At 40.5% G+C, this 16156-nt stretch carries 15 protein-coding genes and 1 pseudogene; 1 reads left to right on the top strand and 15 read right to left on the bottom strand.

Annotated features, from left to right (window positions below; all coding sequences use genetic code 11):
- The 5 genes from IV67_RS06650 to rpsL form a co-directional block, all read right to left on the bottom strand.
- Positions 1 to 4504: GA module-containing protein (locus IV67_RS06650; RefSeq protein WP_162261081.1), on the bottom strand; the 4504-nt coding region annotated here is incomplete at its 3' end.
- A 47-nt stretch (positions 4505 to 4551) separates the two neighbouring features.
- Entirely contained in the window at positions 4552 to 4698 is a 147-nt protein-coding gene (locus IV67_RS09145; RefSeq protein ID WP_083486701.1) for a KxYKxGKxW signal peptide domain-containing protein, read from the bottom strand.
- Between the two features lie 498 nt (positions 4699 to 5196).
- On the bottom strand, positions 5197 to 7317 hold the full coding sequence (fusA, locus tag IV67_RS06645) for an elongation factor G (protein ID WP_057788353.1): 2121 nt from the start codon (positions 7315 to 7317) through the stop codon (positions 5197 to 5199).
- A gap of 129 nt (positions 7318 to 7446) precedes the next feature.
- A complete protein-coding gene (gene rpsG, locus IV67_RS06640; RefSeq protein WP_057746999.1) occupies positions 7447 to 7917 on the bottom strand; it encodes a 30S ribosomal protein S7 in 471 nt (156 codons plus the stop codon).
- A 15-nt stretch (positions 7918 to 7932) separates the two neighbouring features.
- A complete protein-coding gene (rpsL, locus tag IV67_RS06635) occupies positions 7933 to 8346 on the bottom strand; it encodes a 30S ribosomal protein S12 (RefSeq protein WP_057788351.1) in 414 nt (137 codons plus the stop codon).
- Positions 8347 to 8659: 313 nt separating this feature from the next.
- On the opposite strand from rpsL, the gene IV67_RS06630 reads away from it, so the two are divergent.
- A complete protein-coding gene (locus IV67_RS06630) occupies positions 8660 to 9055 on the top strand; it encodes a prepilin peptidase (protein WP_057788349.1) in 396 nt (131 codons plus the stop codon).
- A 42-nt stretch (positions 9056 to 9097) separates the two neighbouring features.
- On the opposite strand, the gene IV67_RS09625 is transcribed toward IV67_RS06630, so the two are convergent.
- The 10 genes and pseudogenes from IV67_RS09625 to codA all read right to left on the bottom strand — a co-directional run bounded on the left by IV67_RS09625 (position 9098) and on the right by codA (position 16148).
- Positions 9098 to 9175, bottom strand: coding sequence for a HeH/LEM domain-containing protein (locus tag IV67_RS09625; RefSeq protein WP_420031182.1), 78 nt, complete (start codon positions 9173 to 9175; stop codon positions 9098 to 9100).
- Positions 9176 to 9244: 69 nt separating this feature from the next.
- Positions 9245 to 9658: pseudogene (gene rplT / locus IV67_RS09530) on the bottom strand (50S ribosomal protein L20); the annotation flags it as partial.
- A 65-nt stretch (positions 9659 to 9723) separates the two neighbouring features.
- Positions 9724 to 9918: a 50S ribosomal protein L35 gene (gene rpmI, locus IV67_RS06620; protein WP_057788345.1), complete on the bottom strand. Its 195-nt coding sequence runs from the start codon at positions 9916 to 9918 to the stop codon at positions 9724 to 9726.
- Positions 9919 to 9945: 27 nt separating this feature from the next.
- Positions 9946 to 10443 (bottom strand): translation initiation factor IF-3, encoded by a 498-nt coding sequence (gene infC, locus IV67_RS06615; protein ID WP_057788343.1) that lies wholly within the window; start codon positions 10441 to 10443, stop codon positions 9946 to 9948.
- 231 nt (positions 10444 to 10674) lie between these two features.
- Positions 10675 to 11097, bottom strand: a complete 423-nt coding sequence (nusB, locus tag IV67_RS06610; protein ID WP_057788341.1) for a transcription antitermination factor NusB — start codon at positions 11095 to 11097, stop codon at positions 10675 to 10677.
- Position 11098: 1 nt separating this feature from the next.
- Positions 11099 to 11536, bottom strand: a complete 438-nt coding sequence (locus IV67_RS06605) for an Asp23/Gls24 family envelope stress response protein (RefSeq protein ID WP_057788339.1) — start codon at positions 11534 to 11536, stop codon at positions 11099 to 11101.
- Between the two features lie 72 nt (positions 11537 to 11608).
- Entirely contained in the window at positions 11609 to 12175 is a 567-nt protein-coding gene (gene efp, locus IV67_RS06600) for an elongation factor P (RefSeq protein WP_057788337.1), read from the bottom strand.
- A 147-nt stretch (positions 12176 to 12322) separates the two neighbouring features.
- On the bottom strand, positions 12323 to 13666 hold the full coding sequence (locus tag IV67_RS06595; protein ID WP_057788335.1) for a glucose-6-phosphate isomerase: 1344 nt from the start codon (positions 13664 to 13666) through the stop codon (positions 12323 to 12325).
- Positions 13667 to 13814: 148 nt separating this feature from the next.
- Positions 13815 to 14777, bottom strand: a complete 963-nt coding sequence (locus IV67_RS06590; protein WP_057788333.1) for a GRP family sugar transporter — start codon at positions 14775 to 14777, stop codon at positions 13815 to 13817.
- Between the two features lie 126 nt (positions 14778 to 14903).
- Positions 14904 to 16148 (bottom strand): cytosine deaminase, encoded by a 1245-nt coding sequence (gene codA / locus IV67_RS06585; RefSeq protein ID WP_057788331.1) that lies wholly within the window; start codon positions 16146 to 16148, stop codon positions 14904 to 14906.
- Positions 16149 to 16156: the final 8 nt, after the last annotated feature.

The following is a 16156-nucleotide window of genomic DNA, read 5'->3' as shown; positions in this document are numbered from 1 at the left end:
CGACAATTTGATCGATTTCGCTTTGGTCGGCTCCCTTATCAATGGCGTCCTTAATCACATCCTTAGTTGCATCATCTAGATTATCTAGACCGTCCACAACTTCCTTCGCTGCATCCTTGGCATCTTGCAATTCCTTAGCCGCTTGGTCGTCCTTCTTGGCGTCTTCGACAATTTGATCGATTACGTCTTGATCGGCGCCCTTATCAATGGCATCCTTGATGGCATCTTTCGTTGCGTCATCTAGATTATCTAGACCGTCCACAACTTCCTTCGCTGCGTCCTTAGCATCTTGCAATTCCTTAGCCGCTTGGTCTTCTTGTTCCTTCGCATTGTCTAAGATGTTTTGCACTTCTTCTTCTGACGTTGCCTTGTCTAACGCATCCTTAATGACATCCTTCGTTGCGTCATCCAAAGTTGGGAACTGATCCACCGCATCCTTGGCTGCATCCTTGGCATCTTGTAAGTCCTTAGCCGCTTGGTTTTCTTGTTCCTTCGCGTTGTCTAAGATGTTTTGCACTTCTTCTTCTGACGTTGCCTTGTCTAATGCATCCTTGATGGCATCCTTAGTTGCATCATCCAAAGTTGGGAAGCCATTCACTTCTTCTTTGGCTGCATCCTTGGCATCTTGCAAGTCCTTTGCCGCTTGGTTTTCTTGTTCCTTCGCATTGTCTAAGATGTTTTGCACTTCTTCTTCTGACGTTGCCTTGTCTAATGCATCCTTGATGGCATCCTTAGTTACATCGTCCAAAGTTGGGAAGCCATTCACTTCTTCTTTAGCTGCATCCTTAGCATCTTGCAAGTCCTTGGCGGCTTGATTTTCTTGTTCCTTCGCGTTGTCTAAGATGTTTTGCACTTCTTCTTCTGACGTTGCCTTGTCTAATGCATCCTTGATGGCATCCTTAGTTGCATCATCCAAAGTTGGGAAGCCATTCACTTCTTCTTTGGCTGCATCCTTAGCATCTTTCAGGTCTTTATTCGCTTGATTCTTTTGACGTGCTTCAACTAAAATCTCATCAATTTCAGCAATATTGTCTGATGCATTAATACGTTCATTGAAGTCATGTTTTTGTGCATCCGTCAAATGATCCAAGTTTTCAATTTCAAATTCGCCTGAATCTTTCTTTTCAGCCAAAATGCGTGCGTCTTCTGCTTGTGCTTCAGAAATTAACGCATCAATATCTCCAACAAAGTCACCTGCATCAATCTGATTTTTAATTGATTGTTTATACTCAGCATCCACGTTCTTCAAGGCATCAACAATTTGATTCCCCTCAGCCTTTTTATCTTGCAGATGTTTAGCATCTAATGCATTCGCATCGGTAACTGCTTGATCAACACCAGCTTGATTAGTTGCTTGATCAACCGCATCTTTGGCTGCTTGCTTCTCAGCTGCATCCAAGTTCTTTAATTGATCAATACCGTCTTTAGCAATTTGTTGTTGCTCTTGCAACACATTTAAAGCACGCGCTTCAGCTAAGATTGCGTCAATCTCTGCAATTGTATCTGAGGCAATAATTCGATTATTGAAATCTTGTTTTTGTGCATCTGTTAAGAATTGCATATCCGTAATTTCAGCTTGACCAGAAACCTTTTTCTCTGCCAATAAACGCGCATCTTCTGCCTGTGCTTCTACAATTAAATCATCAATATCTCCAGTGAAATCCGCTGAATCAATCGCATCAATCATTTGTTGACGATAGTTATTACCAATATTTTTCAATTGGTCAATGGCCTTTAATGCCTCTTCACGCTTAGCATCTAAAATCGCATAATCTTCTTCCTCTGCTTCAACGGGAACGTCCAGTAAATCATCTAGTGTTTCTGCAGTTTCAACACGTTCTTTATAAGCATTCTTCGCATCATCATCAATGTTCAAGAGGTTATCAATTGTTTCTAACGCCAAATCAAGGGCACTGTCACGGGCAGCACGATTTGAATCATCAGCCTTCTTTTTTTGTGCTAAGACTTCATCTTTTGTCTTCGTTCTTTTAATTGCCGAAATAATTGAATCCTTCACACGCTTATCAATGAAGCCTAATCCATTAACATAGTCAATTGTTTCAGCTTTCAAACGCTCAAAGGCTTCCTTTTCAAGACTATCATTTAACGTCTTCGCTTCAGCAACAATCTTTTGGATATCTTCAACAGATGTTGCTTCACGAATACGTTTCGTAAACTCATTTTGTTGCGCCACTGTCATATTATCATATTCAAGAATTTGACGATTAGCATTAATTTTTTCACCAGAAATAAGTGAGTCTTGAGCCTTCATATCAGTGACTTTATCATTAATCGTCTTAGCATCCGTAGCGTCCATGATAATTTGCTTGGCTGCATCTTTATCAGCTTGGCTCAAATTCTCTAACTTATCAATTTCAGCAATTGAAGATTCCTTCAACTTTTCCAATTCATTCGCTTGACGTAGCTTTTCGTTTTCTACCTTCGCATCGGCAACAATTTGCAAAACCGCATCCATATTAGGTGCATTTTTAATTTGTTCTTTTAACTCAGGCTTATTTGACAAATAGTCTAATTCATCAATATCTTTATATGCTTGTTCTTGTGCTTCTTCCAGAGCTTTTTGCACACGGTTAGCTTCATTTTGTAATTGCGCTTCATTCAAAATTTCTAACATATTTTGCAAATTTTCATCTGTCGCATCAGTAATGGCATCTAAGCGTTCAATATAACCATTCTTTTCTTCATCTGAGAGATCTTGCAACTTGTTAATGATTTCAGTTGTACGTTCCTTCAACTGTTCAAAGAATTGTTCTAATTCTTTACGTGTTTCGTCATCTTTTTCATTAGCTTGCTTAACTAAAGCATCGACCTCTTCAATGGTCGTTGCACCCTTAATTTTTTCAATGAAATCAGCCTTGCTTTCATCCGGCAAGTAACCGAGTCGTTCAACTTCAGCTTGACCCGCATTTTTAGCCTCTTGCAACTTCTTTTGATATTCCAATTCATTATTACGAGCAACTGCTTCGTCACTAATACTGTTAACAGCATCCATATCTTCAGCTGCATCAATTTTTGACTTGAAGTCATTGATTTCACCCGCATCAACTAATTCTGTTAACTTATCCAGTTCATCCTTAGCTTTTTGCTTGTGCGCCTCTAATTCTTTTGCTTGACGGTTAGCTTCATTTTGCGCGACAGCATTATCTACAATTTGCGTAATTTCCTTAACACTTTGTGACTTTTCAACTTGATTTTTAAAGTCAGTTTGTTGCTCTGGTGTTAAATCCGTCAATTCAAAATCAATCTTCTTATTGGCATCTTCTTTTGCCTGTGCCGTATCAGTGTCACGTGCATCAGCTAAAATTTGTTCTAACTCTTCAGGACTTGTGGCATTTTGAATTCGATCTTTAAATGGTGCTTGATTTTTTTCACCCTTTATAATGCCTTGAACCTTTTCATAAACTCCAATTTGTGCATTTTCAAGCGCTTGCTTATTATTGTCTAATTCAACATTCTTCCAAATGTTATCCAACATATCTCCTGTAAAGTAGTTATCCTCTAAATAATCAATAATATTCTGCTTTTGTGCATCTGAGGAACCAGGATAAGTTTCTCCATCAACCGTCCATCCTTGCATATTACGAACATTATCGATAATATCTTGCTTCTTTTGGAGGTTAGCCGCGCGTTCTTCCTCAGAAAGCAACGAGCTGTCATATACTTCAACAGTCACAACCCGTGAGTACACATGGTGGCTTTCACGACCAGTAATTGAATTCCAGTATTTTTCATATTGATAGTAATAATCCCCTAAGTCATTTGGAGTAACCGTTAGTGTCTCCGATGTTTCTTTAGGAATAACTTCCCAAACACCAGTACTTTTATTGTATCGACGCCAACGAGATTTATATGAACCAGCAATGTCAGTAATAGACCATGGATAATCAGCTTGAGCGGTTAATGTAATGCTCTTCTTTGATGTATCAGCCATATCAAATCCAACATCTTGTGGCTCCTTTTTCATACCTTCCTGCGTACGTGTAAAAAATCCGCCGCTTTGATATGCGCCAGTTGGCTTGAATGGCGGTTCAGGTGTCGTTGTTGCAGCTTCTTTTGCCTCGGCTTGAGCCGTTTTCTTTGCTTGATTTGTTTTCGCTTCAGGCTGTGTAACAGCATCTGTTGCTTGCACTTCAGTTTTATTGTCATCAGACTTTACATCTGTTGTATCTGCTACTTCAGATTTTTCATCTGCATTGTCAACTTCTGCATCAGTTTGAACTTCTGCATCCTTTGACTTATTCTCAGTTTGTGTTTCTGTGTTCTTAGCATCTTGTTCAGAATCTACTTGTTGATTCTCAGGAGTTGTATCTTCAGAAACCTGTTCACTTTTTTCAACGCTTTTGTCATTTGCTTCTGATGATTCAACGTCTGTAGTCGTTTCAGTAGATGCTTCAGCCACTACGGCCTCTTCAGAATTTTGGGCATCAGAAATAAGCTTTGCCTCTTCAGACACAGAACTCGCCTTAGTTTCAGACGCATCCAAACGTACTTCATTAGAATTACGTGGTGCATCTTCATCGTCTTCAGTACTTAATGTGCTCGTATGTTTTTTTCATCAGCTGATGCTTCCGTGACTGTCGTTAGTGTCACGCCAGTCCCCATTGTCAAACCGATAACACCGGCAAATACCCAGTTCTTACCTGATTTGTACATCTTATAATGCATTTTTGAATTCATGGTATGTATCTCCAATTTTTTAAATGTAGTTGTAACTGTTAAACCTCCACCGCAATTAAAAAAATATTGTCTGGTTTTAATCTAGATAGTCATTATAATATCAGACATTCACCCAAATAAAAAGAAAAGTTTCATTTAAATTACATTAGTTTCAATGCCGTTTCATTAGAAATAACTCATTTTCAATTTATAACATGTATACCAATTAAATCTCAAGTTCGAATTCAATGTATACTCTATGTATAAACATAATTTCATTTTAATCATAAAAGAGTAAATGGCAATTCAACGTGTATCTTGCTAACTGAAATAGCACCAAACTAACTAAATTTTGTTAAAACGTTTTAATATTTCATTCACGTTACATTAAGCTTTATTTTATTTAAAAAGAAAAAATTATTATGCATGTATTTTAAATATATAAAAAAGACCACCGTTCAGTTTACCTGAACGGTGGTCTTTTATGTGGTAGCCACAGAAATTAATCAAACACGTTGATTAAGCTTCTTCGTGCTTACCATACTTCTTAACGATCTCTTCTTGAACGTTCTTAGGAACAGCTTCATAGTGATCGAATTGCATTTGAAAAGTACCACGACCTTGCGTTGATGAACGCAAAGTAGTTGCATATCCAAACATTTCTGACAATGGAACCTTGGCGTGGATAATCATTGAGTTTCCACGTTGTTCTTGTCCTTCAAGCATTCCACGACGAGCTGAAACGTGTCCCATAACATCACCTAAGTTGTCTTCTGGCACAACGATATCAACACGCATGATTGGCTCCAAGATAACAGCTCCAGCAGTCTTAGCAGCTTCACGCAAAGCTAATGAAGCAGCAATCTTAAAGGCAGCTTCAGATGAGTCGACATCGTGGTATGATCCATCATACAACTTAGCCTTCAAATCAACCAATGGGAATCCGGCAATTGGACCGTTGTTCATTGAATCACGCAATCCAGCTTCAACTGAAGGAATGTATTCACGAGGAACGGCTCCACCAACGATAGCGTCTTCGAATTCGAATCCTGCTCCTTCTTCGTTAGGTGAGAATTCAATCCAAACATCACCATATTGTCCCTTACCACCAGATTGGCGCTTGAAGAATCCACGGGCTTGAACGTCCTTAGTGAAGGCTTCACGGTAAGCAACTTGAGGTGCACCAACGTTAGCTTCAACGCTGAATTCACGCTTCAAACGGTCAACGATGATATCCAAGTGAAGTTCTCCCATTCCTGAGATCAAAGTGTCACCTGTTTCTTCGTTTGTTTCGGCACGGAATGAAGGGTCTTCTTCAGCCAACTTTTGCAAAGCTGTAGACATCTTGTCTTGGTCAGCCTTTGTAGCTGGTTCGATAGCCAATTGGATAACTGGGTCAGGGAATTCCATTGATTCAAGGATCAATTGACGATCTGGTGAAGTCAATGAGTCACCAGTTGTTGTTGCCTTCAAACCGATGGCAGCAGCAATGTCACCTGAGAACACTTCAGGAATTTCAGTACGGCTAGTTGCGTGCATTTGTAGCAAACGACCAACACGTTCACGCTTTCCACGACTTGTGTTCATTACGTATGAACCTGATTCCAAACTACCTGTGTAAACACGTAGGAAAGTCAAACGTCCAACGAATGGGTCAGTCATAACCTTAAAGGCCAAAGCGGCGAATGGATCATCGTCATTAGCAATCAAGTCAATTTCTTCACCAGAATCTGGGTCGTTAGCAACATATGGCTTAACTTCCAAAGGTGATGGTAGGTAGTCAACAACACCGTCCAATACCATTTGGACACCCTTATCCTTATAAGCTGATCCAGCAAATACAGGGTAGAATTCCAAGTTCAAAGTTGCACGACGGATAGCAGCCTTCAATTCGTCAGCTGAAATTTCTTCTCCGCCCAAGTACTTTTCCATGATTTCGTCATCAACATCAGCAATGGCTTCAACCAATTCGTTGTACTTTTCTTCAACAAGGTCAACGTAGTCAGCAGGCATGTCGCGAACTTCCCATTCTTCACCAAGTTCAGTTGTTGGGAACCAAGCTTCCTTGGTAATCAAGTCAATCAAACCAGCAAAGTCATCTTCAGCACCGATTGGCCATTGAACAGCCTTAGCGTTTGCATCCAAACGTTCCTTCAATGAGTCAACTGACATACCGAAGTCAGCACCCATCTTGTCCATCTTGTTAACGAAGACGATACGAGGAACATCATATGTTTCAGCCTGACGCCAAACAGTTTCAGTTTGTGGTTCAACACCGGCTGAACCGTCCAAAACAGCTACGGCACCATCAAGCACACGCAATGAACGTTCAACTTCGATTGTGAAGTCCACGTGACCTGGTGTGTCAATGATGTTAATACGGAATGGATCATTCTTATATTGTTCGAAGAAACCATGCCAAACAGCTGTTGTAGCAGCTGATTGGATCGTAATTCCACGTTCTTTTTCTTGATCCATGAAGTCCATTTGTGAAGCACCATCGTGTGTTTCACCAATCTTATGAATCTTACCTGTGTAATACAAAATACGCTCAGTCGTAGTTGTCTTACCAGCATCGATGTGGGCCATGATACCGATATTACGTGTACGGTTAAGAGGGAATTCACGCTTGTTAGCCATGAGTACAAAATCTCCTTAAAATTTAACGACAACGCAATTAACTTGCGAAATCTGTCTGTCTTTCATTATACCGCAAAATACACAAAAATGGCCATAGCCGATATAAGGCTGTAGCCAAATTTTGTAATATTACCAACGGTAATGTGCAAAGGCACGGTTGGCTTCAGCCATCTTGTGCGTGTCTTCACGCTTTTTAACAGATGCTCCAGTGTTGTTAGCAGCATCCATAATTTCCTTAGCAAGACGTTCGTCCATTGTGTGCTCACCACGAGAACGGGCGTATTGCACCAACCAACGAAGACCAAGCGTTACACGACGTTCTGGACGAACTTCGATAGGAACTTGGTAGTTAGATCCACCGATACGACGAGCCTTAACTTCCAAAACAGGCATGATGTTGTTCATAGCCTCTTCGAATACAGTCAAAGGTTCTTCACCAGTTTCTTGCTTAATACGATCAAAAGCATCGTACAAAATTGTTGAAGCTGTTCCACGCTTACCATCAATCATCAAACGGTTGATCAAACGTGATACTAGCTTTGAATTATAAATTGGATCAGGCAAAACTTCAGCCTGTTTAGTATAACTCTTACGTGGCATTATTTATGTCCTCCCCTACTTCTTTGGACGCTTAGTTCCATACTTAGAACGTGACGTCATACGTCCTTCAACTCCGGCAGTGTCTAGCGCACCACGAACGATGTGGTAACGTACCCCAGGCAAGTCCTTAACACGACCTCCACGAATCAAAACAACTGAGTGTTCTTGTAGGTTGTGTCCGATACCTGGAATATATGCAGTAACTTCGATCAAGTTTGATAGACGCACACGTGCATACTTACGCAAAGCTGAATTAGGCTTCTTAGGTGTCATTGTTCCAACACGAGTTGCAACCCCACGCTTTTGTGGAGAAGAAACACGAGTGGCCTTCTTTAATTGTGAATTATAACCGAAGTTCAAAGCTGGTGACTTTGACTTCGTGCTCTGTGACTTACGAGACTTACGAACCAATTGGTTAATAGTAGGCATGTCCTAGAGTCCCCTTTCAATTTAATTCTTTATAGTGTCTAGTCCACATTACCAGGCGTATCGCTTAAATACATCCAGTAACATTTGAAATAGTACTTTTCGTTTAAGAGTTCAGCACGTCACGTCGAACACGTAAACACCCTTGCTCACTAAAAGCACAATGAATAATATACCATTAATCATTTCATCGTGCAAGTCTTTTTTGCAAATTAATTCCCCGTCTATAGCCATTCATTTTGCAAACAATACCGGGCGTGTCAAAAGTGTAATTTTCGTTGTTCTAAACGTCTTTATTCTCCATGGAGGTTTAGTCATGACGCATATGTTGCCACAATTTCTTTTCACAATAATACTTTTTTTCTTATCAATCCAAGATTTTCGCCAATATTTTATTAACAGCTTGCTTTTAATTCCCTTTTGGCTGTATTCATTTGCCATGAACCCAGATACGCCATGGTTCAATCTCGGTTGTTATCTCGGGTTACTATTGCTTAATCAATTAAATAAAGAAAAATGGATTGGTCATGGAGATTTAGATGTTTTAGCTTGCGGCTCATTATTGCTCTCAGCAACGCATTGGATCTATTGGCTAAATGGTGCATGCTTCATTCAACTACTGCTGCAAGCGACGTATTATCGCACTAGGCGTGCCCCATTTGTGCCTGCACTGACACTCAGTTGGCTAGTTTGCACCCTTTGGGTAAAATAAAAAGACTTACAAGCCAGACGGCTTATAAATCTTTTGTATTCATTAAACTAAGTCCAACAATTCAGCCTTCTTAGCTGAAGCTTGGAAGTCAATGTTGTTAGCAGTCAAGTATTCCTTGATTTCTGCAACAGTGTTCTTATCAGTTGGCTTTGCAGCTGAAGCTGACTTGTCAGCCTTAGGTGCAGCAGCGTTGATAGTAACAGTCTTTTCAGTTGTAGCAGGTGTCTTTGAAGCAACATGCTTTCCGTCAGCTTCCAAAGCCTTCTTAGCTTCAACAACCAAAGCAGCGAATGCTTCAGGGTCAGTAATAGCTAAGTCAGCAAGCATCTTACGGTTAACAGTTGTTCCCATCAATGACAAACCGTGCATGAAGTTTGAGTATGACAATCCGTTGATACGTGCAGCAGCGTTAATACGTGCAATCCATAGCTTACGGAAGTTACGCTTTGTTTGCTTACGATCACGGAATGCGTATGTCCAGCTCTTCCAGACACGTTCCTTAGCAACCTTATAATTAATGTGACGTTGACCACGGTAACCCTTGGCCAATTTGATCATTTTCTTACGGCGTGCGCGCGTAACTGTTCCACCTTTAACTCGCATGGATAATTTCCTCCAGTATTTTTTAAATATTAAATAATTTCGTTTGTAACTTTAAAAATGACAGATTAGCGACCCATCATGTGAACGTAGTTCTTCAAAGTTGTGTGGTTCATCATTGAAGTTCCACGCAATTGACGACGTTGCTTCTTTGTCTTACCGTGGAAACGGTGTGATGTAAAGGCGTTTGCACCCTTTAAACCACCATTTGCAGTCTTCTTAAAACGCTTTGCTGAAGCGCGGTGTGTCTTATACTTAGGCATCGTAAAATTCCTCCAAACTGATTTTAATTACTTAGTTTCTTTGGGAGCAAGCACCATAGACATGCTGCGCCCTTCCATCTTTGCTCTTGCTTCGACTTTTGCAACATCTTGCAATTCGTCAGCAAGTCGGTTCATTACTTCACGTCCAATTTCCTTGTGCGTGATAGCACGCCCACGGAAACGAATTGAAACTTTAACTTTATTTCCCTTTTCTAAGAACCGGATTGCGGCCTTTTTCTTGGTATTAAAGTCGTTGTCATCAATTGTTGGACTTAAGCGAATCTCTTTCACACTAACAGTCTTTTGATTCTTACGTTGTTCACGTTGCTTCTTTTGAGCATCAAACTTGAACTTACCGTAATCCATGATCTTGGCAACAGGTGGCTTTGCAGTTGCCTGTACTAGTACCAAGTCCAATTCGGCATCATCTGCCATCTTTTGGGCATCACTAGTAGGGATAACTCCTTGGTCACCGTCATCCGTAATCAAACGAACTTCGTGTGCGCGAATGCGATCATTAATCAAATCTTTTTGTTGTTGTGGTTGACGTGCGTTTGCTATGGTCCTTTACCTCCGTTAAAACTTGGCTTGAAATAACTACATAGTAAAAGCGGCTTATCGTATTTGCACACGATAACCCGCCATCAACATCAAAACTAAAATAGTTATAAATGATTTACCTGACAAGATTAGCTCATCAAGGTGAACAGCGGGTTGCTGTTACTTTATTTCTTAACAATGATTCATTATAGTGAATTAATTGTCTTGAGTCAAGGCTTTATTTAGAACCGCATTAATAAACTTACGAGAATCATCCCCCGTAAAGTCGTGTGCTAGTTGTAATGCCTCGTTAATTGCGACATTCTTAGGTGTATCAGTTGACTTAGCTTCATATAAAGCTAAGCGCAATAATGTCAAATCAACCTTACTCAAACGATCAATTGTCCAGCCAGCAGCTAAATATTGTGATAGCTCAAGGTCTAATTCATTTTTATGATCATTTACTGCTGATACCAAATCTAAAACGTCTTGTGGAAGCGTATCTGAAATTTCTATTTCAGGATCGCCGGCCAATACTTGTCTTACGACCGCTTCTATATTGGCATCTAAATTCATCTCAAGACTATACAAAGTCTGAAATGCGACTTGTCGTGCTTGATGTCGATTCAATGTCGTCATGCTACTGAGCATCCTCCACGGTTTCTTCTTCACCAAATAAATTATTTGGATCAATCGTTGTTGCTGTCTTTGGAGAAATCATACCCTCAACATGCACATTAACAGTATTAACAGTCAATTCTGTCATTGCGGCAATTTGCATCATGATACGTTCTTGCACTTGTACAGCTAACTTAGGCACACTTACACCATAATTCACATAAATGTACACATCAATCGTCAAGCCTGTTTCAGTTTGTACAATTTCAACACCTTTACCGCGTACCATAAAACCAAAGGCTTCTTGTGCACGATCTGAAATTGAACCACGCAAGCTAGCAACCCCTTCAACTTCTTGGGCTGCTAGCGCCGCAATAATATCAATCACACGTACATTAACACGTGTTGTTCCGGCTGATCCCGTCGGTTGGTCTAATACAATGGTTTCTTCTGCTGCCATGAATTGTCCCTCCTTTAACATAAAAGTGCCGGCCGGCGGCCGGTCGGCACTAAATTAATGACTTAATAAGTATTAAGCACGTGATGAGTATGATCCACCGTTGTCAGTGTTAATAATCAACTTGTCATCAACGTTAATGAAATCAGGTACTGTAATTACAAGACCTGTTTCCATTGTAGCTGGCTTACCACCACCATTGGCAGTTGCACCCTTAATTCCTGGTTGTGTTTCAGTAACTGTTAATTCAACAGTCTTTGGTACTTCAACATCCAAAATTTCACCATCGTATGTTGTCACACGAACAGTCATATTCTCAAGCAAGAACTTCAAAGCATCTTGAATCTTGTCGCCAGGAATTGAAATTTGGTCATATGTTTCAGTATCCATGAAGACATATGAGTCACCTTCAGCATACAAATATTGCATGTCAGCTGAAACGATGTTTGCAGTTTCGAACTTATCTCCAGGACGGAAAGTCACTTCGTTAACTGCTCCGCTACGCAAGTTCTTCAACTTTGAGCGCACAAAGGCTGCACCCTTACCAGGCTTAACGTGTTGGAATTCCAACACACGCCAGATTGATTGGTTGTACAAAATTGTCAAACCAGTCTTCAAGTCATTCATACCAATAGTTGCCATGATTGAGTTCTCCTAAAATTTTATCTTTCGATTAATATTACCATAACTTACGCTTAGTTGAAACACTCGCGTTTGTTTTTTTATTTGGGGCATAAAAGCCCACTCCAATGGAATGGGCTTTTTTCATTATCTTAATGCAAGCGCTGATTACAAACGTGCACGTAATTCAGCAGTCTTTTCTTCATATCCAGGCTTACCTAACAAGGCAAACATGTTTGACTTGTATGCTTCAACACCTGGTTGGTTAAATGGGTTAATCCCATTCAAGTAACCTGAAATACCAACAGCCAATTCGAAGAAGTAAATCATGTAACCAAGTGCAAATTCATTTTGCTTATCAAGTTCAACAACCATGTTTGGCACACCACCATCAACGTGAGCCAACAAAGTTCCATCTGAAGCAGTCTTATTAACAAATGACATTGTTTGACCTTCAAGGTATCCTAAGCCATCATCTGCTTCTGAAACAGGAATTTGAACATCTGAAGCAGGCTCGTCCACACGAATAAGCGTCTCAAACAAGTTACGACGACCATCTTGAATGAATTGACCAAATGAATGCAAATCAGTTGAGAAGTTTCCTGATGCGGGGAAGATTCCCTTGCCATCTTTACCTTCTGACTCACCTTGCAATTGCTTCCACCATTCACCAAATTGTGCCAATGTTGGTTCGTAGTTTACCAACAATTCTGTTGTGTAACCCTTACGGTACAAAATGTTACGGTAAGCAGCATAAGCATAGGCGTCATTCTTTTTAACATCTGTGTCAGTATAATCTGCACGTGCTTGCGCAGCTCCAGCCATCAATTGATCAATATCATGACCAGCAGCAGCAATTGGCAACAAACCAACAGCTGTCAAAACTGAGAAACGGCCCCCAACACTATCAGGCACAACAAATTCTTCATAACCTTCAGTATCAGCAGTTTGCTTCAAAGCACCCTTGTGTGCATCAGTTGTGGCGTAGATACGTTCACGGGCACCTTCTTCACCATACTTCTTTTCTAGCATTTCCTTGAAGACACGGAATGCAATAGCTGGTTCTGTTGTTGTACCAGACTTTGAAATGACGTTAACTGAGAAATCACGATCACCAATCAACTTAATCAATGAGTTAACGTATTGTGGTGAAATTGAGTTACCCGCAAAAACAACTTGTGGCATTTCACGATCAGCTGCAGCATAGGCGTTTTCAAAATAATCACTCAAAAAGTCATTAACCGCACGCGCACCTAGATATGATCCACCAATTCCGATTACAACGAGTACTTGTGAATCACTTTGAATCTTCTTAGCAGCCGTCTTAATGCGATCAAATTCTTCCTTATCATAGTCAACTGGCAAATCTAGCCATCCAAGATAATCAGATCCAGCCCCAGTACCTTCACGCAATAATGAATCTGCGGTATTTACCATTGGTTGAATTAAGTCCAATTCCTCATCATTTACGAATGAAGATAACTTAGATGTGTCAAATTTCAATGTTGTCATAATAGCTTTGCACTCCTTTATTGAATAAACTTTAATTGGTATATACCGATTATAGCATATTCAACCGTCAATGAAAACGGTTTCTATAATTTTTTTTATAAAAAAATAAAAAACCTGCGCCAAAATTGGCGCAGGTTTTATCGATTAATTATGCAAAATTACCTAAGTTTGAAATAATAACGGCCCCGATAACAACTAAGACAGTCCCTAAGATGATGTACTTCATCTGGCGAGAAGTCTTCTTCTCATGCAAGATGTAGATTCCACCAAATGTTCCAACGATAATTCCAAGTTGTGACAATGTTGCGGCAGTTGCTTGACCAATTTCTGGATTTGCAGCTGAAATGAACATTGCAATATTACCAACACCCCAAATCAAACCAGTTAGGATATTACGGAATGTTGCTGGTTGCCACATCGTCTTACCTTCATGCATGATGAACATAACGATGATTAAAGCACCCACAACTTGACCAATTGATTGTGGTCCCACAATCGCTGTCATATAGTGCAATCCTGAACCATCAGGTGCACTGTGAAGTGCATCTGAAATGAAGCCAATCTTGTTCAACAAGTTCGGGAACACAAAGTACATCATAAATCCTAATGATGAAAGTGTTAGGGCAATATAACCACCCTTGGCATCATGTTCTGGATTTGGCGCAATTTGTGAATCTGGGTCTGGCAATGAAGTCAAGACCGCACCAGTAACAACAGCGACGATGGCTAGCAAACCAAAGATCCACATCTTACCAGTTGTCCATTCTCCCAAAACGGAAGCGGCCATCAAGGCGTTCAACGCAATTTGACTGGCCGTTGAAAGTGGGTTACCAACTGACACACCCAATTTCTTAAAGGCTACGAATTGCCCAGCCGTTCCAACAGCCCAGAATAGACCTGAAACTGCTCCAACAATCCAAATACGTGGATTCAACGCATAATCTGCTCCAGCGGCTGGCATCACGTAGAAGAACAAAGTTGAAAGCCCGAAAATCAAAGCTCCCAAAGTCATTCCTAATGTTCCTTGTGCGGCCGTTCCACCCATCTTAGTGGTTACAATACCAACAGACCCCCAAGCCAAAGCCGGGATCAATGCAATTAACATTGCCATAATCTTATCTCCTTGAAAAACATTTAATTGTTTACTTTATCAAAAAGCAATTCTACCAGATGAAAACAACTTGTGCAAGCGTTTTCAGAAATAAAGTTACAAAAACTAATAAATTGTCAACGCAATTTAATTTATATCAAAATGCATTAGTGTTTGCACAGGCTTATTCTCAATTAAAACCGCACCATTTCGGATTGAATATAACATCTCAGCCCGCTCATTTAAGGCATTAAACCAGTTATCCGCGTTAAAAATCAAGAAATTAGCTGGCTTACCAACTTCAATCCCATATGCATCTTGAACTTGCAAAACGCGCGCACCATTATGTGTGATGAAACGATATGATTGCATAATGTCACTATAGCCCATAATTTGTGTGGCATGTAGCCCCAAATGTAGCACATCAACCATATTACCATTTCCCATGGGATACCATGGATCCTTAATATCATCCTCACCAAAGGCAACATTTAAACCAGCGGCATCCAATTCTTTAACACGAGTTAAGCCACGACGTTTAGGATAAGTATCAAAACGACCACCCAAATACATATTAATCAGTGGATTTGATACAAAATTTAAATCAGCCATCTGCAATAAACGCATTAATTTATACATATAAGCATCATTATAAGCACCCATGACCGTGGTGTGTGAAGCCGTCACACGCTCTTTCAATCCAGTTTCATATGCAACTGTCGCTAATGTTTCCAATCCTCGAGCTGCCGGGTCATCAATTTCGTCACAGTGTGCGTCAATCATTAAACCATACTTCTGTGCTAAATCACCGACAAAGCGAATTGATTCAGACCCATATTCACGCGTAAATTCAAAGTGCGGAATCGCGCCTAACGCATCAACTCCTAATTTAGCAGCTTCTTCCATCAGCTCTTTCCCATTTGGGAATGACAAGATACCCTCTTGGGGAAAGGCAACCAGTTGGAGCGTCATCCAAGGCGCCACTTCTTCGCGCACATCAATCAGTGCTTTTAAGGCCGTTAAATCAGGATCCGTCACATCAACGTGTGACCGTACAAATTGCAATCCGTGCGCTGCCTGCAACTTTAAGGCTGCAATCGCGCGGTCATGAACATCTTCATAGCTAAGCTTTTGCTTACGTTCAGACCAAATACGAATGCCATCAAATAACGTGCCACTTTCATTCCATTCTGGGTCACCAGCCGTCATCGTTGAATCTAAATGCACATGTGGATCGACAAAAGGCGGAATCGCCACCTTGCCGTTTGCATCAATCACCGTTTCTGTTTCAGGTACGTCAATATGGTCCGCAATCGCTTTAATCAAACCATCTTCAACCAGAATATCTTGCAACTGCTCAGCATTCTCAATCCGTACTTGTTGTATTAACATTATTTCCC

It is taken from the genome of Weissella minor, from assembly GCF_001437425.1.
GTDB lineage: Bacteria > Bacillota > Bacilli > Lactobacillales > Lactobacillaceae > Weissella > Weissella minor.
The sequence above is the reverse complement of the archived record's forward strand: the minus strand, read 5'-3'. Positions and strand labels throughout refer to the sequence as shown.

Bases quoted from the DNA above. Each gene is read 5' to 3' on its own strand.
- IV67_RS09145 (WP_083486701.1), bottom strand. From the start codon at position 4,698: ATGAATTCAAAAATGCATTATAAGATGTACAAATCAGGTAAGAACTGG.
- IV67_RS06595 (WP_057788335.1), bottom strand. From the start codon at position 13,666: ATGACAACATTGAAATTTGACACATCTAAGTTATCTTCATTCGTAAAT.
- rpsG (WP_057746999.1), bottom strand. From the start codon at position 7,917: ATGCCACGTAAGAGTTATACTAAACAGGCTGAAGTTTTGCCTGATCCA.
- fusA (WP_057788353.1), bottom strand. From the start codon at position 7,317: ATGGCTAACAAGCGTGAATTCCCTCTTAACCGTACACGTAATATCGGT.
- efp (WP_057788337.1), bottom strand. From the start codon at position 12,175: ATGGCAACTATTGGTATGAATGACTTGAAGACTGGTTTGACAATTTTG.
- IV67_RS06630 (WP_057788349.1), top strand. From the start codon at position 8,660: ATGACGCATATGTTGCCACAATTTCTTTTCACAATAATACTTTTTTTC.
- rpmI (WP_057788345.1), bottom strand. From the start codon at position 9,918: ATGCCTAAGTATAAGACACACCGCGCTTCAGCAAAGCGTTTTAAGAAG.
- nusB (WP_057788341.1), bottom strand. From the start codon at position 11,097: ATGACGACATTGAATCGACATCAAGCACGACAAGTCGCATTTCAGACT.
- codA (WP_057788331.1), bottom strand. From the start codon at position 16,148: ATGTTAATACAACAAGTACGGATTGAGAATGCTGAGCAGTTGCAAGAT.
- IV67_RS06605 (WP_057788339.1), bottom strand. From the start codon at position 11,536: ATGGCAGCAGAAGAAACCATTGTATTAGACCAACCGACGGGATCAGCC.
- rpsL (WP_057788351.1), bottom strand. From the start codon at position 8,346: ATGCCTACTATTAACCAATTGGTTCGTAAGTCTCGTAAGTCACAGAGC.
- IV67_RS06590 (WP_057788333.1), bottom strand. From the start codon at position 14,777: ATGGCAATGTTAATTGCATTGATCCCGGCTTTGGCTTGGGGGTCTGTT.